Source organism: Ruegeria sp. HKCCD4315, assembly GCF_013112245.1.
Lineage (GTDB): Bacteria > Pseudomonadota > Alphaproteobacteria > Rhodobacterales > Rhodobacteraceae > Ruegeria.
Genome location: NZ_WVRN01000001.1, coordinates 2,007,076 through 2,022,060 on the forward strand (window position 1 = coordinate 2,007,076; position 14,985 = coordinate 2,022,060).

General features: G+C 57.4%; 17 protein-coding genes. 10 read left to right on the top strand and 7 right to left on the bottom strand.

Going from position 1 to position 14,985, the window contains the following annotated elements; genetic code table 11:
• Positions 1-73 precede the first annotated feature (73 nt).
• The gene (gene rpiA / locus GS646_RS10015; protein ID WP_171089315.1) at positions 74-862 is read right to left on the bottom strand and encodes a ribose-5-phosphate isomerase RpiA; all 789 of its coding nucleotides are present in this window, start codon (positions 860-862) and stop codon (positions 74-76) included.
• 167 nt (positions 863-1,029) lie between these two features.
• Between rpiA and GS646_RS10020 the strand changes: the two genes are divergently transcribed.
• Genes GS646_RS10020 through GS646_RS10035 form a run of 4 tightly spaced genes read left to right on the top strand, consistent with a single transcriptional unit; the run spans position 1,030 to position 4,504 of the window.
• A complete protein-coding gene (locus tag GS646_RS10020; protein ID WP_171182667.1) occupies positions 1,030-1,731 on the top strand; it encodes a glutathione S-transferase family protein in 702 nt (233 codons plus the stop codon).
• Position 1,732: 1 nt separating this feature from the next.
• Positions 1,733-3,106 (top strand): L-serine ammonia-lyase, encoded by a 1,374-nt coding sequence (locus tag GS646_RS10025; RefSeq protein ID WP_171182665.1) that lies wholly within the window; start codon positions 1,733-1,735, stop codon positions 3,104-3,106.
• A gap of 21 nt (positions 3,107-3,127) precedes the next feature.
• Positions 3,128-3,544, top strand: a complete 417-nt coding sequence (locus GS646_RS10030) for a GFA family protein (protein WP_171089308.1) — start codon at positions 3,128-3,130, stop codon at positions 3,542-3,544.
• Between the two features lie 45 nt (positions 3,545-3,589).
• Positions 3,590-4,504 (top strand): DMT family transporter, encoded by a 915-nt coding sequence (locus tag GS646_RS10035; RefSeq protein WP_171182662.1) that lies wholly within the window; start codon positions 3,590-3,592, stop codon positions 4,502-4,504.
• Here the strand turns inward: GS646_RS10035 and GS646_RS10040 are convergent.
• Positions 4,449-5,144, bottom strand: a complete 696-nt coding sequence (locus GS646_RS10040; RefSeq protein WP_371732067.1) for a thiamine diphosphokinase — start codon at positions 5,142-5,144, stop codon at positions 4,449-4,451. The two genes, GS646_RS10035 and GS646_RS10040, sit on opposite strands and share 56 nt — an antisense overlap.
• A gap of 135 nt (positions 5,145-5,279) precedes the next feature.
• On the opposite strand from GS646_RS10040, the gene GS646_RS10045 reads away from it, so the two are divergent.
• Both GS646_RS10045 and GS646_RS10050 read left to right on the top strand, forming a co-directional pair.
• Positions 5,280-6,986, top strand: coding sequence for a hypothetical protein (locus tag GS646_RS10045; protein ID WP_171182658.1), 1,707 nt, complete (start codon positions 5,280-5,282; stop codon positions 6,984-6,986).
• 183 nt (positions 6,987-7,169) lie between these two features.
• On the top strand, positions 7,170-7,742 hold the full coding sequence (locus GS646_RS10050; protein ID WP_171182656.1) for a GNAT family N-acetyltransferase: 573 nt from the start codon (positions 7,170-7,172) through the stop codon (positions 7,740-7,742).
• Here the strand turns inward: GS646_RS10050 and GS646_RS10055 are convergent.
• From GS646_RS10055 to nthA, 5 genes are all read right to left on the bottom strand, one after another.
• Positions 7,733-7,969 (bottom strand): DUF2842 domain-containing protein, encoded by a 237-nt coding sequence (locus GS646_RS10055; RefSeq protein WP_171089298.1) that lies wholly within the window; start codon positions 7,967-7,969, stop codon positions 7,733-7,735. The genes GS646_RS10050 and GS646_RS10055 overlap by 10 nt on opposite strands.
• Positions 7,969-9,264 (bottom strand): adenylosuccinate synthase, encoded by a 1,296-nt coding sequence (locus GS646_RS10060; RefSeq protein WP_171182652.1) that lies wholly within the window; start codon positions 9,262-9,264, stop codon positions 7,969-7,971. The genes GS646_RS10055 and GS646_RS10060 overlap by 1 nt, the downstream gene beginning before the upstream one ends.
• Before the next feature lie 224 nt (positions 9,265-9,488).
• Positions 9,489-9,818: a nitrile hydratase accessory protein gene (locus tag GS646_RS10065; protein WP_171182650.1), complete on the bottom strand. Its 330-nt coding sequence runs from the start codon at positions 9,816-9,818 to the stop codon at positions 9,489-9,491.
• On the bottom strand, positions 9,815-10,492 hold the full coding sequence (gene nthB / locus GS646_RS10070; protein ID WP_171646772.1) for a nitrile hydratase subunit beta: 678 nt from the start codon (positions 10,490-10,492) through the stop codon (positions 9,815-9,817). Before nthB ends, GS646_RS10065 begins: the two co-directional genes overlap by 4 nt.
• Positions 10,489-11,103 (bottom strand): nitrile hydratase subunit alpha, encoded by a 615-nt coding sequence (nthA, locus tag GS646_RS10075; RefSeq protein ID WP_171646769.1) that lies wholly within the window; start codon positions 11,101-11,103, stop codon positions 10,489-10,491. The genes nthB and nthA overlap by 4 nt, the downstream gene beginning before the upstream one ends.
• 151 nt (positions 11,104-11,254) lie before the next feature.
• On the opposite strand from nthA, the gene secG reads away from it, so the two are divergent.
• The 4 genes from secG to GS646_RS10095 all read left to right on the top strand — a co-directional run bounded on the left by secG (position 11,255) and on the right by GS646_RS10095 (position 14,972).
• Positions 11,255-11,620 carry a preprotein translocase subunit SecG gene (gene secG / locus GS646_RS10080; protein WP_171174800.1) on the top strand — a complete coding sequence of 122 codons (366 nt, stop codon included), beginning with the start codon at positions 11,255-11,257 and terminating at the stop codon, positions 11,618-11,620.
• Between the two features lie 160 nt (positions 11,621-11,780).
• Entirely contained in the window at positions 11,781-13,424 is a 1,644-nt protein-coding gene (locus GS646_RS10085) for a CTP synthase (RefSeq protein ID WP_171089286.1), read from the top strand.
• Positions 13,425-13,547: 123 nt separating this feature from the next.
• Positions 13,548-14,030 carry a bacterioferritin gene (locus GS646_RS10090; RefSeq protein WP_171089284.1) on the top strand — a complete coding sequence of 161 codons (483 nt, stop codon included), beginning with the start codon at positions 13,548-13,550 and terminating at the stop codon, positions 14,028-14,030.
• A gap of 165 nt (positions 14,031-14,195) precedes the next feature.
• Positions 14,196-14,972 carry an isocitrate lyase/phosphoenolpyruvate mutase family protein gene (locus tag GS646_RS10095; protein WP_171182644.1) on the top strand — a complete coding sequence of 259 codons (777 nt, stop codon included), beginning with the start codon at positions 14,196-14,198 and terminating at the stop codon, positions 14,970-14,972.
• Positions 14,973-14,985 lie beyond the last annotated feature (13 nt).

Genomic DNA, 14,985 nt, shown 5'->3' on the forward strand with positions numbered 1-14,985 from the left:
ACCCCGGTGCCAACCCCCGGGCACTGAAATTTCGAACATTCACTGGCGCTTGTCAGGGATAAGGGCATTAAAGTCAGTCCGAAACATCGGAAAACAGGTTGTCACGAGAGCCCCCAAGCAACTGATCCAGTTGGATGGTCCCTGCATTTATATCCCTCAATTCGACACGACCGTCGCCGTGGCCAATCACGACTTTGTCACAGATATCGATGAACAAGCCGTTTTCGACAACACCCGGCACCTGATTGAGGATCAGCGCCATCTGGCGCGGATTGCCGATGCGCTGCAGATGAAGGTCCAGAATATGATTTCCCTCATCCGTTACAAACGGGGCCTCACCGTTCATGCGCAGTACGGATGTCGTCCCGAGAACATCCATGGCATCCAGTGCCTCTTCGATCAGGGTGCGTGTGGTTTGCCATCCGAACGGAACGACTTCGACCGGCAAAGGGAAAGCCCCCAACGTTTCGACCTCTTTGCCGGAATCAGCGATGACGATCATCTGGTCGCTGGCAGTCGCTACGATCTTTTCCTGCAAATGCGCGCCACCGCCGCCCTTGATCAGGTTCAAGTCGCTGTCAAACTCGTCTGCTCCATCGATTGTCAGGTCCAGCCATCCGGCCTGGTCCAACGAAATCACCTCAATCCCGACCTCTCGGGCAAGTTGCGCGGTTCGTGTTGACGTTGGCACACCCTTGATCCGCAAGCCGTCCTGCTGAACCCTCTCGCCCAGGCGTCTGACCAGCCATGCGGCCGTGGAACCCGTGCCCAGGCCGACGCGCATTCCGTCCTCGACCATCTCGGCCGCGCGGCGCGCAGCCACGAATTTCGCAGTGTCGATAGGCGAAAGATCTCCGGTCATGGCAGCTGTCCTAAATTGGCTTGCCCGAGTTATAGGGAATGCGCAGCGTAACTGCGACCCCAATTCGCGGTGCGGCGAACCCAAAGATGGCCCGGGACTACGCGTTTCCTATCGGAAACGTCGCAATCATGTCTTACAAGTTCATCTTAGAGCTATAAGTTGCCGCCATGTTGACGCCCTACCGCCTGCACTATGCCCCTGATAACGCCTCGCTGGTGATCCGCCTGGCGATGGAGGAGATGGGCGTGACGTATGAAACCGTTCTGGTGGATCGCCGCCGGAACGAACAGGACAGTGCCGCATACCGTGCCTTGAACCCCAACGGGTTGATCCCGGTGCTGGAAACACCCCAAGGGCCGATCTTTGAAACCGCGGCGATCCTGCTGTGGCTGTCCGAGCATCACGGACAGCTTGCACCTGCGCCGGGTGACCCTGCGCGTGCAGAATTTCTGAAGTGGTTGTTTTTTGCGTCCAATACGTTGCACGCGGACCTGCGTATCCTCTTTTACGCTGAGAAATACATCGACCCATCACAGGCCGACACATTGCGGACTGGCATTCGCCCGCGTCTGAGGCGCCACCTGCAACTGCTGGATACTGTAGCAAAACGCGCGCCGGACTGGTTCTGCGCTGACCAACCATCGGTGCTGACTTATTACGTTGCGTGCATGATGCGCTGGATGGCGCTGTACCCCGCTCAGGCAGACCGCAGTTGGTACCAGCTGGCCGATACACCTTGCCTGCAAACAATGCTGGCGCACCTTGAAACACGCCCCGCGACCCGTTCGGCCATAGCCGCAGAAGGTCTTGGGGCCACCCCGTTCACATCCCCTGTTCACGCCAACCCTCCAGAAGGCTCAGCTATCTGATATGTTCCTCTCTGTCTTCGATATGTTCAAAGTGGGCATCGGCCCGTCCTCATCTCATACCATGGGCCCCATGGTCGCTGCCGCGCGCTTTCTGGACATGATGCGCGCGTCGCCGTTTGAGTTTTCCGGCCTCAAGGGGTCATTGCACGGCTCGCTGGCGTTTACCGGTGTCGGCCACGCGACCGACCGTGCAACTATCCTTGGCCTGGCCGGGTTTGTGCCCGACACGTATGACAATGACAAAGCCGAGGCTGCGCTTGCTGCCATTGCCGACACGCATACCGTGTCGCCCGAAGGTCTGCCGACACTGACGTTCGACCCGAAAACCGATCTGGTCTTTGACTACGACAACAACCTGCCCGGGCATGCCAACGGGATGATCCTGATGGCAACGGATGCGCAGGGCGACGTGATCCTGAGGCAGGTATTCTATTCCATCGGTGGCGGCTTTGTTCTGACCGAAGAGGAACTGGCCGAAGGCAAAGCCACCGAAGAAGGCGATCCAGTCCCCTACCCGTTCAAATCGGCAGCCGAGATGCTGGAAATGGCAAATTCCAGCGGCAAATCCATCGCCGAAATGAAGCGCGCCAACGAAATCGCGCGCGGCTGCGCGGATAGTTTTACCAAGGGCTCGGCCCGCCTTTGGCAGGTAATGAACGACTGTATCGAGCGCGGCCTGCGGACCGATGGTATTCTTCCAGGTGGCCTGAGCGTGCGTCGCCGTGCCAAAGGGATCTATGACGCTCTGATGGCCGAGCGCGGGATGAACCTGACCGCGCCTCACACAATCAACGACTGGATGAGCGTTTATGCGATGGCGGTCAACGAAGAAAATGCGGCCGGCGGGCAAGTTGTCACGGCCCCAACCAACGGCGCGGCGGGTGTGCTGCCTGCAGTGCTGCGATATTACCTCGACCACGTGCCCGGTGCTTCGGAAAGCCATATCGAAGATTTCCTGCTGACTGCCGCTGCAATTGGCGGGCTGGTCAAGTTCAATGCTTCGATTTCGGGCGCTGAAGCGGGCTGTCAGGCTGAAGTTGGAAGCGCTTCTGCCATGGCTGCAGCCGGGCTTTGCGCGGTGATGGGCGGCACACCCGAGCAGGTGGAAAACGCCGCCGAGATCGCGCTGGAGCATCATCTGGGCATGACCTGCGATCCCGTCGCGGGTCTGGTTCAGGTACCCTGTATCGAGCGTAACGGGTTGGGCGCCATCAAGGCAGTCTCTGCAGCGTCGCTCGCGCTGCGAGGTGATGGTCAGCATTTTGTGCCTTTGGATTCGGCAATTGAGACCATGCGACAAACCGGGCTTGATATGCACGAGAGGTACAAAGAAACTTCGCTGGGCGGGTTGGCTGTAAACATCCCGAACTGTTGAGGTCGGAAAGGAGTCTACCGGATGCGTGGACATTGCCTGTGCGGCAAAATCAAATACGAAGTCGACTCTCCTGCTCTGTCTTGTGTGACGTGCCATTGCGACAGTTGCCGCCGCCAATGCGCAGCTCCGATGACAATCTATTTCGCGGTTCGCGACGGGCAATGGCGTTGGACCGGGGAAGAACCTAAGCGCTTCAACTCCTCACCAGGAGTTGAGCGCAGCTTTTGCCCGCATTGCGGCACACCGATCTCGTTCCGTTCGGCCAAGATGTCAGATGTACTGCATCTGTACGTGGCGACATTAGAGAACCCAGAGGTGTTGCACCCAACACTTCATGTCTCTCACGAGGAAAAGCTGAGCTGGCTGCACTTTGATGACGGTTTGCCCACCTGTGTTGGGCCAGATTACACCAAGGTTCAGCCTCTGCCGAAAGCCTAACGTCGGACCTTTCCACTCTTTCGCGAAACGGCTAGCGTCGCAGGCATGACTCAGGATCGTCCCGTCTTTGGCATTGTTTTGATGCTTGGTTTCTGCGTGCTTGCGCCATTGGGTGATTCAATGGCCAAGCTGTTGGGCGAGACGACTCCGTTGGGATTGCTGGTTACAGTCCGCTTTGCTGTGCAAGCCTTGATCCTGATCCCGCTGGTTGCCTTGACAGGACGACCATGGCGCATGCGCGGGCGTATTCTGCGCCTGACTGTGATCCGCACATTTCTGCATATCGTCGGCATCACGGCGATGTTCAGCGCGCTTCAGTTCCTGCCTCTGGCGGATGCTATCGCAATCGCTTTTGTCATGCCGTTCATCATGTTGTTGTTGGGTAAATACGTGCTGGGCGAAGAAGTTGGTGCCCGCCGTCTGGTCGCGTGCATCGTTGGATTTATCGGCACGCTTCTGGTCATCCAACCCAGCTTTGCCGAGGTCGGCGCTCCTGCGCTATTGCCCCTGATCGTCGCTGTTGTCTTTGCCTTGTTCATGCTGGTCACGCGGCAAATCGCGAAAGAGACTGACCCTGTGTCATTGCAGGCCGTGTCGGGCGTTCTTGCCACATTGGTTTTAACGCCGGTTCTGGTGATTGGAACGCACCTTGACGTATGGGAGATCTCAGCCACGCTGCCTGCCGCTGACATGTACTGGCTTTTGCTGGCAATCGGCGTGTTGGGCACGGTGGCCCATCTGCTGATGACCTGGTCGTTGCGTTATGCGCCTTCGGCCACGTTGGCCCCGATGCAATATCTGGAAATTCCCGTTGCAACCCTGATCGGCTGGGTCATCTTCAGCGACTTGCCGGACGGGCTTGCAGCGATTGGCATTTTGATAACCATCGCTGCGGGCCTCTATGTCATTCTGCGCGAGCGGGCCACCGCCCGGTCTGCCCCGACAGAAACACCTGCATAAGCCGATCCAGCGCGGAGCGCGGGATCATAACCAAAAGCCCCGGCCCGTCCATTTGCAACTCAACCTCGGCCCGTGCGCGGTTGGAAGTGCCTACCTGACCGTTTGGCTGAAACTCCAACCCTTCGATTGGCCATTCCAGCCCGGTGCTGCGTCCTGTAACCGGGCACATTGGAAACAGCGAAACGACATCTCCGGGATCAACGGGCAGGTGAATGCACGGCGGCGCGTGAAAGACCACCTCATGCTCACCCAATAGAATGCACGCCTGATCCTGCCTTCTGACCAAAGTATTCAAAACAGCCAGTTGATGATCCAGCCGCCCACCCAGAAACCCCACCCCTAGAACCAATGGGGTCTGCACACTACGCAGGGCTTTGTCGAAGTCAGTGCTGTCTTGTTCGCGGACCGGAAAGAGACGCTCGGGAGGTATTTTCGCTTTTTCCACTGCGTCTAGCGAATCGAAATCACCTATGACCGCATCCGGGATCTGACCTGATTCTGTTAGAACAGCCGCACCACCATCAGCAGCTACAAGGGATTTGACGCGATTCAGCACCAGATTCAGGTCTTCTGCGCCGACAAATCCCCCCCCAAACAGTCCAATTGGATCCGTTGAGCGTACAATTGGCTCATTTTTCACAAGATTGGCCATTTTTCCCGGATTTGGACACATTAAGACCACAAAATGATAGGTTCATGCGAAGAGTTCCGAGCCAGTGTGTGCTCCCGAATCCGGGTAAGCTGGCTCTCGTAGTTTGTAAAGGACGTGCGTCTGATGGTACAGAATAACAAGGTATTGACCGTTTCTTATGGAACCTTCTCCTGCACTTTGGAAGGATTTGACGATTCCTTTGAGACGATGAAAGCCATCGCCGAGTATTTTCGTGACCTCGCTGCGGATGACCGCTATTTCGGCTCAGAGCCCCCTCAACCTGATGCCGAAATGCTGACCCGCATTGCCCGGCGCGATGCGTCGCAGCGGGTAGAAGCAAGCCAGAACGAATCTGGACTGCTGCTGCGCGCCACGCAGACACCGGAAGCCACGTACCAGGAACCGGTTTCGCACACCGCCGCTCCGCCTGTTGCACACACCCCTACTCACGAACAGCCGACACCAACAGCGTTTTCCGAGGCGGAACCCGTCAAAGATACTTCTCCTCCGGCAGCTGACAGCATCGCGTCTAAGCTGCAGCGTATTCGCGCGGTCGTCTCTCATTCGGACGTTCCCCCTTCGGCTTACTCCGAAGATGAAGACACATCTTTACTGGCAGGCTCCACCCCCCAAGTGGACGCAGTCGCCGCAGCTTTTGAGGCCGGTGCGCTGAGCGCTGAAGACTTTGAAAAGCCCGCTGCTCCAGTGGCCGAAGAACAGCAGACACCTGCTGTGGAAGAGTTCGAGCCCGAAGAAACAGACGACTTGACCGTGGATGTAACGGCGGAGGCACAAGAGACTGAAGACAAAGACGAAGCCGAAACCGTCGAAACAGAAGCCCCAACGAGTGACGCTGACAACCTGCACGTGCCCATGACCCCCGAGCACGTGCAGGTCGACAGCCTCGAAGACGCCCCCGAAATGCAGCAACTTCCTGCCGAACCGCTGTTCGCGGATCTGGAAGAAGACGTAGCAGACGAGGTCGAAGAAGAGGACGTTCCAAACATCCTGAATGTAGAGGACGTGGCGATTGAAACTTCGGATGAAGCATCCCAGGACTCACAGGACGATCAGACCCATGGTTTGTTGACGGCCGAAGATGAAGAGAACCTGCTGAGCGAGATTTCCGAGATCGAGTCAGAGTTCTCTGAGCGCTCGAGCCAAAAACTGGCGGATGACGCCGATCCGGATCAGGATGTCCAGCGTTTGATGGCCAAAACCGGCGAACATATGGATGATCCGTCCAGCAGCGATGCGCGCGAAACCTATTCGCACCTGCGTACAGCTGTCGCTGCGACCGAGGCAGAGCTGGATGACGCAGACACTGCATCCTCAAAGGCCGACGAATACCGTGGCGACTTGGAATCTGTGGTCAGCCCCCGCCGCCCCGAAGTGAAGGTGACCAGTGCGCGTCCGGAAGCAGATGCTCCGGCCCCGCTAAAACTGGTGGCTGAACAGCGCGTTGACGATCAGAGCGAACCAACCGGCCCCGTGATGCCCCGTCGCGTCACCACTGAAATGGAAGACAGCGGTTCGGAAGAAGGCGGCTTTGCCCAGTTTGCACAGGACCAGGGCGCTCAATCACTGCCTGACCTTCTGGAAGCAGCAGCAGCTTATCTGTCCTTTATTGAAGGTCAGGAACAGTTCTCGCGCCCGCAACTGATGAACAAAGTCCGCTCTTTGAAGCAGGATGAGTTCAATCGCGAAGAAAGCCTGCGTTCATTCGGTCAGTTGCTGCGCGACGGCAAAATCGAGAAAGCCGGCGGTGGCCGTTTTGCGGCCTCCAATCTGATCGGCTTCCGCCCGGATGATGAACGCGCAGTGGGCTGACTGACGCGCCTATAGACAAGCAGGGCCGGTTAAATCCCGGCCCTTTTTTTGCGAACTCAACTGTGCAAGGTGCACCGTTATTCAGGCAGCGCGTCAAAACGGTTTATGCTGCAGCGCAGAATTATGGTATAGTCTCACGGTAAAACTCTCGTCACGAGATCCGTTTCAGACTGAGGCAGTGCTATGCAAGACATCGTAATTCGCCGACTTCGAAGACATGATCACGCTTTAATTTCAAGCCATTTCAACAGCTTGGATGAGGACGTATTGCTTTCGCGCTTTGGCACACCTGTTCAGCCGCAGGGGGTGCAAGACTACCTGTCCAATATGTTTGCCGACGCAGCATTTGTTTTCGGAGCTTTCCCGGATTCTTGTCTACGCGGCGTGGGAGAATTGCGTCTGATACCTGACCACAAATACCACGTCGCCGAAGCGGCATTTACTGTTGAAAAAGCTTGGCAAGATCAAGGGATTGGAGATGCGTTGCTATCCCGCCTCATTACGATCGCTCAAAACCGAGGGATCAGAGAAGTCCATATGCTATGCCTTGCGACCAATCAGAAAATGAGACGCCTGGCCGCAAAGCACAACGCAGAGCTAACCCTTGTACCGGGTCAGGTCGAGGCGACCCTGACCACACCATGGCCCACCCCTTTCAGCATGGCCAAAGAAATCACAAGTGAGTACCGCGCATTTGCACGCGCAGTTCTCAGTTGGCCGAACCCGACACAGGCTTCTCAAGAGGGTCAGGACTGATCCGGGTCTTCTTTCCCGACGCCGCGAAAAACGAACTTGAACGGCAAAGCCCAAAGAACGCCAAGTACGACATAGACCAGAAGCTCAACCCAGATCGGGGGGCGATCCAGCCAGTTCACAACCGTCACCACAGCCACAATGTACAGCGGCAAGCCAATAACAAGGATCACCAGAGACCACCGCCGACGCGCCTTGTAACTCAGTCCCGGTTTCTTTTCCTCGGCCATCAGTCGGCAAACGGGTCTGTCACCAAAATGGTGTCGTCCCGCTCCGGGCTGGTGGACAAAAGCGCCACTGGGCATTCAATCAGTTCTTCCACACGACGTACGTATTTGATCGCGTTGGCCGGAAGTTCGGCCCAGCTGCGCGCGCCTTCCGTCGATTCGCTCCACCCCGGCATTTCTTCATAGATGGGGGTGCACCGTGCCTGTTGATCGGCCGCGGTGGGCAGATAGTCCAGCCGTTCGCCATCCAGCTCATATCCGGTGCAGATTTTCAGCGTTTCAAACCCATCCAAAACATCCAGCTTTGTCAGAGAGATGCCGTTCACGCCGCTGGTCGCACAGGTCTGGCGCACCAGACAGGCGTCGAACCAGCCGCAGCGACGTTTGCGGCCTGTCACCGTTCCAAATTCGTGCCCCCGGGTTCCAAGGCGATGGCCGTCGTCGTCGTCCAGCTCTGTTGGGAACGGGCCTTCGCCGACGCGGGTGGTGTAGGCTTTGACGATACCCAGAACAAAATCAACCGATCCAGGCCCGATTCCCACGCCGGTGGCGGCCTGCCCGGCGATCACATTGGACGAGGTCACAAATGGATAGGTTCCGAAATCGATGTCCAACAGAGCACCTTGCGCCCCTTCGAACAAAATGCGTTTGCCCGCCTTGCGCTTTTCGTTCAGCACTTTCCAGACCGGAGCGGCAAAGGGAAGGATTTCCTGCGCGATCTCCTTTAGTTGTGCAATCAGGGCGTCCCTGTCGACAGGCTCAATGCCCAGACCTTTGCGCAACGGATCATGGTGCTGCAACGCACGATCCACCCGGGCCTCAAGCGTTGCCTCATCCGCCAGGTCAGCCACACGGACCGAACGGCGCCCAACCTTGTCTTCATATGCAGGGCCAATTCCGCGACCGGTGGTTCCGATCTTGGTGCCTTTGCTGGCAGCTTCTTCCCGCGCACGGTCCAATTCACCATGGATTGGCAGGATCAATGGCGTATTCTCGGCGATCATCAATGTCTCGGGCGTGATCTCAACGCCCTGCTGACGGATCGAGGCAATCTCGTTTACCAGATGCCAGGGGTCCAATACGACACCGTTGCCAATAACACTCAGTTTACCGCCGCGCACAACCCCCGACGGAAGGGCATTCAACTTGTAGACCTCACCATCAATCACCAGCGTATGACCGGCATTATGCCCGCCCTGAAAACGCGCGATCACGTCCGCCCGTTCGCTGAGCCAGTCGACAATCTTGCCTTTTCCTTCGTCGCCCCATTGAGCGCCGACAACAACCACGTTGGCCATATCCGGTCCTTTTCGTGCTGAGTAATCAAACTCGGCTCGTATAGCCGGGCACAAACGGCAGGGAAACCGATTTTTCGCCGCAGATTGAAATCGCGCGAATGCGCGATGCCTCCGGCAGAGGTATTTGGGGCCAGATGAAGACGGATCCCCAGCTTCATCTGGCTAGAAATACCTCGGGGGAGTCGCCCGGAACGGGCGGCGGGGGCAGAGCCCCCGAACAATGGTCAACGCAGATGCACCGGATGCCCGTGGGGTGTCGTCAGATAAGCCTCTTCCCACGCCCGGTGCAGGTCAGTCACATCCTGTGGCAGAGCGGCACCCTGCTCGGCGAGCATGTCCTCAAGTGTTTCCAACCAAGCGTGAAAATAGTCGTCGCCACCATCCAGTTCCCGCGCAAAGCCATGACGCTTGAGTGTATTCGAGAATCGATTTGCCCAGTCGGACCAACCGAACCGACCAGCCTCGTTCAGGGCAACGGTGACAGCAAAGACCTGCGCGTGCCAGGGTTCGGCAAAGACAGGTTCCGGGGCCGTATGGATGACGCATTCGCTCATGCTGGAACCAGATAGCTTTGCCACAAATCCAGCACCACTTCGTCTTTGGGATGTTCTGGGTTGATCCACAGTTCAGACGCCGGGAAGGCCACTGCATACAGCGGTTCAGGTGCTTCGCCCAAACCGTGGGCGTTTGCGTCGGGTAAAACGTGCGTCCCATGCAAACGCAGGATTCGCCCTTTGGCGCCTGATGCGTAGATCGGCAAACGGGTATGGCCCCCATCCACAAGCCGGTTTGCAGCAGGTCGACTCGTGATGACGTCTTGCCCAACAGAGTACAGCACCGCGACGTTCGACGGTCTGTCCGCTGGTCCACCTTTAGCCAAAGCAGCAGAAACGGCTTCGGCTTTAAGCACTTTCTCGGTCAGCGGGTGTGCTCTCTCCTCACCGCCACCCCGCAGGTCATCCAAACTGAGAACACCTTTTTCAACCAGCAGGTCGGCTAGGCCAGAGATCCATTTTTCGTAATATGAAAATCGCGCGTAGTCTTTTGGAGACAGCCGTTCGCGCGCATGTCGCGACACATCGATGTTCCACTGCCCCAGAAACCCTGCGGCAAGTGTCACCGCCAATGCCCGAGCGTGCCACTCTTCGGCAAAAACCGGCGCGCCCTCTGCTTCTGGATCAATCGGGCCATCTCCAAAACGGCCGCCCATGTCATGAACGCGGGTCATGAGGACACCATGGGAAGGCCGGTACCGATCATGCTGTCGCGTGTCACCAGCGCGGCAAGTTCGTCTTCGCTCATCCCTTCTGTGCCTTCAGGTCGCATGGGCAGAACGAGGTAGCGAATCTCGGCAGTCGAATCCCAAACCCGCACAGATGTACCCTCGGGCAGAGTGACGTCAAATTCGGCTAGCACTTTACGCGGTTCGCGCACGGCGCGGGCACGGTAGGCGTCAGACTTATACCAGCCGGGCGGGATACCCAGCAATGGCCACGGGTAGCAACTGCACAAGGTGCAGACGACCATGTTGTGCTGGTCGGGTGTGTTCTCAACAACCACCATGTGCTCGCCTTGCCGACCGTAATAACCAAGATCCGCCACAACGGGTGTGGCATCTTCCAATAAAGCCGCCTTAAACACAGGATCGTTCCATGCTTTGGCAACAACCCGCGCGCCATTTTGCGGTCCAATCTTGTTTTGATACGTGTCGATGATTTCATCCAGCGCAGCCGGATCGATCAGCCCTTTACGGGTCAGAATCGTTTCCAGCGCCTTGACGCGCAAAGCGGGTTCCGGTGGTAACAATGCGTGCGGGTGGTCGTGGTCGTCATGTGGCATACGGCGCAGCCTGCGTCACGCATTGGTGTTCTGTCCAGTCCCGTTGCCGTGATATGATGTATCACGTGTGGTGATGTGAACTCCTGACTTGCCCCCGCGGACAAACTTGCATAAGTACCACGCGATACACGCCACGCTGTACAGGACCACCATGGAAAACGTCGTTCTCATCATCCACCTTCTGTTGGCCTTGGGCCTGATTGCCGTTGTTCTGATGCAGCGGTCCGAAGGCGGTGGCCTTGGCATGGGCGGCGGCGGTGGCGGCGCAATGACGGGTCGCGCAGCGGCAACCGCCTTGGGCAAGCTGACCTGGATTCTGGCGGCCTGCTTTATCGTGACCTCGATCACACTGACCATCCTCGCGGCTCAGAAGTCGTCGGGCAGTTCGGTGATCGACCGTCTGGGCGTTCCGGCTCCGGCTTCCACCGAAGAAAGCACTCCGGCGATTCCGTCGGCAGATGATCTTCTGCCACCGGCACAGGGCGACAACGCGCCACTGATCCCGCAAGCGGACTGATCCACAAAACCTAGAAACCTGAAAGAGGACTGCAACAGCATCTTGCGGTTCTCTTGCGCTTTTGGCGCGAATCCTTTATACGTGAAGTCCCGTGATGCAGCGGTTTTTCGGAACCGTCGGGCAGCTGATTTTGACGTCTCACGGGAGCAGCCGAAAAACTATGGCGCGTTTTATTTTCATCACTGGTGGTGTGGTTTCGTCCTTGGGCAAAGGACTGGCTTCGGCGGCTTTGGGATCGCTGCTGCAAGCGCGGGGGTACTCCGTTCGCCTGCGCAAGCTGGACCCCTATCTGAACGTCGACCCAGGCACAATGTCGCCTTTCGAACACGGCGAGGTTTTTGTCACCGACGATGGGGCCGAAACCGATCTGGACCTTGGCCACTATGAACGCTTCACCGGCGTAGCAGCGCGGAAAACCGACTCGGTCAGTTCGGGGCGGATTTATTCGAATGTGCTCGAGAAAGAGCGCCGTGGCGATTACCTGGGCAAAACCATTCAGGTCATCCCGCACGTCACCAATGAGATCAAGGATTTCATCGCCATCGGCGAAGATGAGGTTGATTTCATGCTGTGTGAGATCGGCGGCACCGTCGGCGACATCGAGGGCCTGCCCTTTTTTGAAGCCATCCGTCAGTTCAGCCAGGACAAGCCGCGCGGTCAGTGTATCTTTATGCACCTCACATTGCTGCCCTACATCAAAGCGTCGGGTGAGTTGAAAACCAAGCCGACCCAGCACTCGGTGAAAGAGCTGCGGTCGATCGGTCTGGCACCCGATATTCTGGTCTGCCGGTCTGAAGGTCCGATCCCGACGAAAGAGCGCGAGAAACTGGCGCTGTTCTGTAATGTCCGCCCCGACAGCGTGATCGCGGCGCAGGACCTGAGCACCATCTATGACGCTCCGTTGGCTTATCACCGGGAAGGTCTGGATCAGGCGGTGCTGGACGCGTTCCAGATCAGCCCTGCCCCGAAACCCGATCTGGCCAAATGGGAAGACGTCAGTGACCGCATCCACAATGCCGAAGGTGAGGTCAAAGTTGCCATCGTCGGCAAATACACTCAGCTTGAAGACGCCTATAAGTCAATTGCCGAGGCGCTGACCCATGGTGGTATGGCCAATCGGGTTAAGGTGAAAATCGAGTGGGTCGATGCCGAGGTGTTCGACACAGAAGACGCGGCCCCGCATCTGGAAGGCTTCCACGCGATCCTTGTCCCCGGTGGATTTGGCGAACGCGGCACCGAAGGCAAGATCAAGGCTGCTCAGTATGCGCGCGAACACAAGGTCCCCTATCTGGGCATTTGTTTGGGCATGCAGATGGCGGTGATCGAGGCGGCGCGAAATGCCGCTGGCATCACCGAGGCGGGTTCAGAGGAATTCGACCACGAGGCCGGGAAAAAACGTTTCGAGCCAGTTGTTTATCACCTGAAAGAGTGGGTACAGGGCAACCACAAGGTTGAACGCAAAGTCGGCGACGACAAAGGCGGCACCATGCGGTTGGGCGCGTACAACGCGGTTCTGGCCGAAGGATCCAAAGTTGCCGGCGTCTATGGCAGCACCCAGATCGAGGAACGCCACCGTCACCGCTATGAGGTCGACATCAAGTATCGCGAACAGCTTGAGAAGGCGGGCCTGAACTTTTCAGGCATGTCGCCGGACGGCCGTTTGCCCGAAATCGTGGAATGGTCAGATCATCCGTGGTTCATCGGCGTTCAGTACCACCCGGAACTGAAGTCCAAGCCTTTTGACCCGCACCCGCTGTTCCGCGATTTTGTGCGCGCTGCAAAAGACACCTCGCGTCTGGTGTAATCCGCCGCTGTGTCGGTCTGTCACCCCCACGTTGTTTTGTGGGGGCTGACCTCTTAACTGTATGAGGATGCGAAGTTTCTGCTTCGCGCCTTGGATACAGTTCAGAGATTCAGGAGATTTCCGATGAGCAACGCAACAACGATCACCAACCTCCAACAAGCACTGCATATGGAGCTGACGGCGGCGCATCAGTATCAGCTGCACGCCCATGTGCTAGAAGACTGGGGCCTTGATATTCTAGCCGAAAAGATGCGGGGCGAAATGCAGGAAGAGTTGGGCCACTCTGACGCGTTTATCGAGCGCATCCTGTTTCTGGGTGGCGTGCCCGAGCTTTCGTTTCAGAAAAGCCCGGCCGCGGCAGGTTCTTTGGAAGAGATGTTCTCTGCCGATCTGAAAGACGAAACCGAAGCTGTTGATTTCTATACCCAAGCCGCGCTGCAAGCAGCTGAAGTCGGCGATGTCGGTTCACGTACGCTGTTCGAACGCATTTTGTTGGAAGAGGAAGGTCATAAGGACTGGCTGGACACTCAACTGAGCTTGCTGAAGCGTCTGGGCGAAGCCAATTTCAGTGCGAAATTCGTATCTGGGGCAGCGGACGAGGCATAGGCTGCTTACATTCGGCTTGCCGCAAATCACCCGCATAGCTCAGTCCGATAGGAATTGAGCGATGCAGGGCCCGTCACCTCAAAGTGACGTATCAAAGGAAAAAAAACCTACTCGGTCGGACATCGTAACGTTAACTGTTGGTCACGTTACAACAGGAGAGTTCCGATGGCCGACCAGATCCAGAACGCGAAAACCTTCACCAGCCTTCACAAACAGGGCGATCCGGTCATCCTTTTCAACATCTGGGACGCAGGCAGCGCCGGTGCGGTTCGGGATGCCGGTGCGCAGGCAATTGCGACTGGCAGCGCCCCGGTTGCCATGGCTCAGGGGTTCAGCGACGGACAAAACGTCCCGCTTGAGGCTGCCTTGGACAACGCTCGCCGCATTGTGGCAGCAGTCGATCTGCCGGTGACACTGGATTTCGAAGGCGCTTATGCCGAAGACGCGCAGGGTATTTCAGAAAACGTGAAACGCGCTCTGGATTGCGGTGTGGTTGGTTTCAACTTCGAAGATCAGATTATTGGCGGCGCGGGGCTTTATGATGTGGCGGTTCAGGCCAAGCGCGTCGAAGCCATGCGAGAGGCGTGCGACAGCACGGGCATCCCCGCTTATGTCAATGCGCGCACCGATATCTTTCTCAAAGCTCCTGCAGAGACCCACAGCGAGGCTATGCTGGACGATGCCATCACGCGGGCCGCGTCCTATGAAGCGGCCGGTGCCAGCGGCTTTTTTGCACCGGGCCTGAAAGACGAAGCTTTGATTGGTCGTTTGTGCGAAGCAACTAACTTGCCGGTTAACATCATCGCCCTGCCCGGCACGCCTGCTACGTCCAAGCTGGCTGAACTGGGCGTTGCTCGTGTCAGTTACGGGCCTGTGCCCTATCGTCAGATGATCAAATGGCTGACCGAGCAGGCGCAGGCGGCTTTGAACTATGAAGGCTAAGCGCCGTTGGTGG

Bases quoted from the DNA above. Each gene is read 5' to 3' on its own strand.
- rpiA (WP_171089315.1), bottom strand. From the start codon at position 862: ATGACCGGAGATCTTTCGCCTATCGACACTGCGAAATTCGTGGCTGCG.
- GS646_RS10020 (WP_171182667.1), top strand. From the start codon at position 1,030: ATGTTGACGCCCTACCGCCTGCACTATGCCCCTGATAACGCCTCGCTG.
- GS646_RS10025 (WP_171182665.1), top strand. From the start codon at position 1,733: ATGTTCCTCTCTGTCTTCGATATGTTCAAAGTGGGCATCGGCCCGTCC.
- GS646_RS10030 (WP_171089308.1), top strand. From the start codon at position 3,128: ATGCGTGGACATTGCCTGTGCGGCAAAATCAAATACGAAGTCGACTCT.
- GS646_RS10035 (WP_171182662.1), top strand. From the start codon at position 3,590: ATGACTCAGGATCGTCCCGTCTTTGGCATTGTTTTGATGCTTGGTTTC.
- GS646_RS10045 (WP_171182658.1), top strand. From the start codon at position 5,280: ATGGTACAGAATAACAAGGTATTGACCGTTTCTTATGGAACCTTCTCC.
- GS646_RS10050 (WP_171182656.1), top strand. From the start codon at position 7,170: ATGCAAGACATCGTAATTCGCCGACTTCGAAGACATGATCACGCTTTA.
- GS646_RS10055 (WP_171089298.1), bottom strand. From the start codon at position 7,969: ATGGCCGAGGAAAAGAAACCGGGACTGAGTTACAAGGCGCGTCGGCGG.
- GS646_RS10060 (WP_171182652.1), bottom strand. From the start codon at position 9,264: ATGGCCAACGTGGTTGTTGTCGGCGCTCAATGGGGCGACGAAGGAAAA.
- GS646_RS10065 (WP_171182650.1), bottom strand. From the start codon at position 9,818: ATGAGCGAATGCGTCATCCATACGGCCCCGGAACCTGTCTTTGCCGAA.
- nthB (WP_171646772.1), bottom strand. From the start codon at position 10,492: ATGACCCGCGTTCATGACATGGGCGGCCGTTTTGGAGATGGCCCGATT.
- nthA (WP_171646769.1), bottom strand. From the start codon at position 11,103: ATGCCACATGACGACCACGACCACCCGCACGCATTGTTACCACCGGAA.
- secG (WP_171174800.1), top strand. From the start codon at position 11,255: ATGGAAAACGTCGTTCTCATCATCCACCTTCTGTTGGCCTTGGGCCTG.
- GS646_RS10085 (WP_171089286.1), top strand. From the start codon at position 11,781: ATGGCGCGTTTTATTTTCATCACTGGTGGTGTGGTTTCGTCCTTGGGC.
- GS646_RS10090 (WP_171089284.1), top strand. From the start codon at position 13,548: ATGAGCAACGCAACAACGATCACCAACCTCCAACAAGCACTGCATATG.
- GS646_RS10095 (WP_171182644.1), top strand. From the start codon at position 14,196: ATGGCCGACCAGATCCAGAACGCGAAAACCTTCACCAGCCTTCACAAA.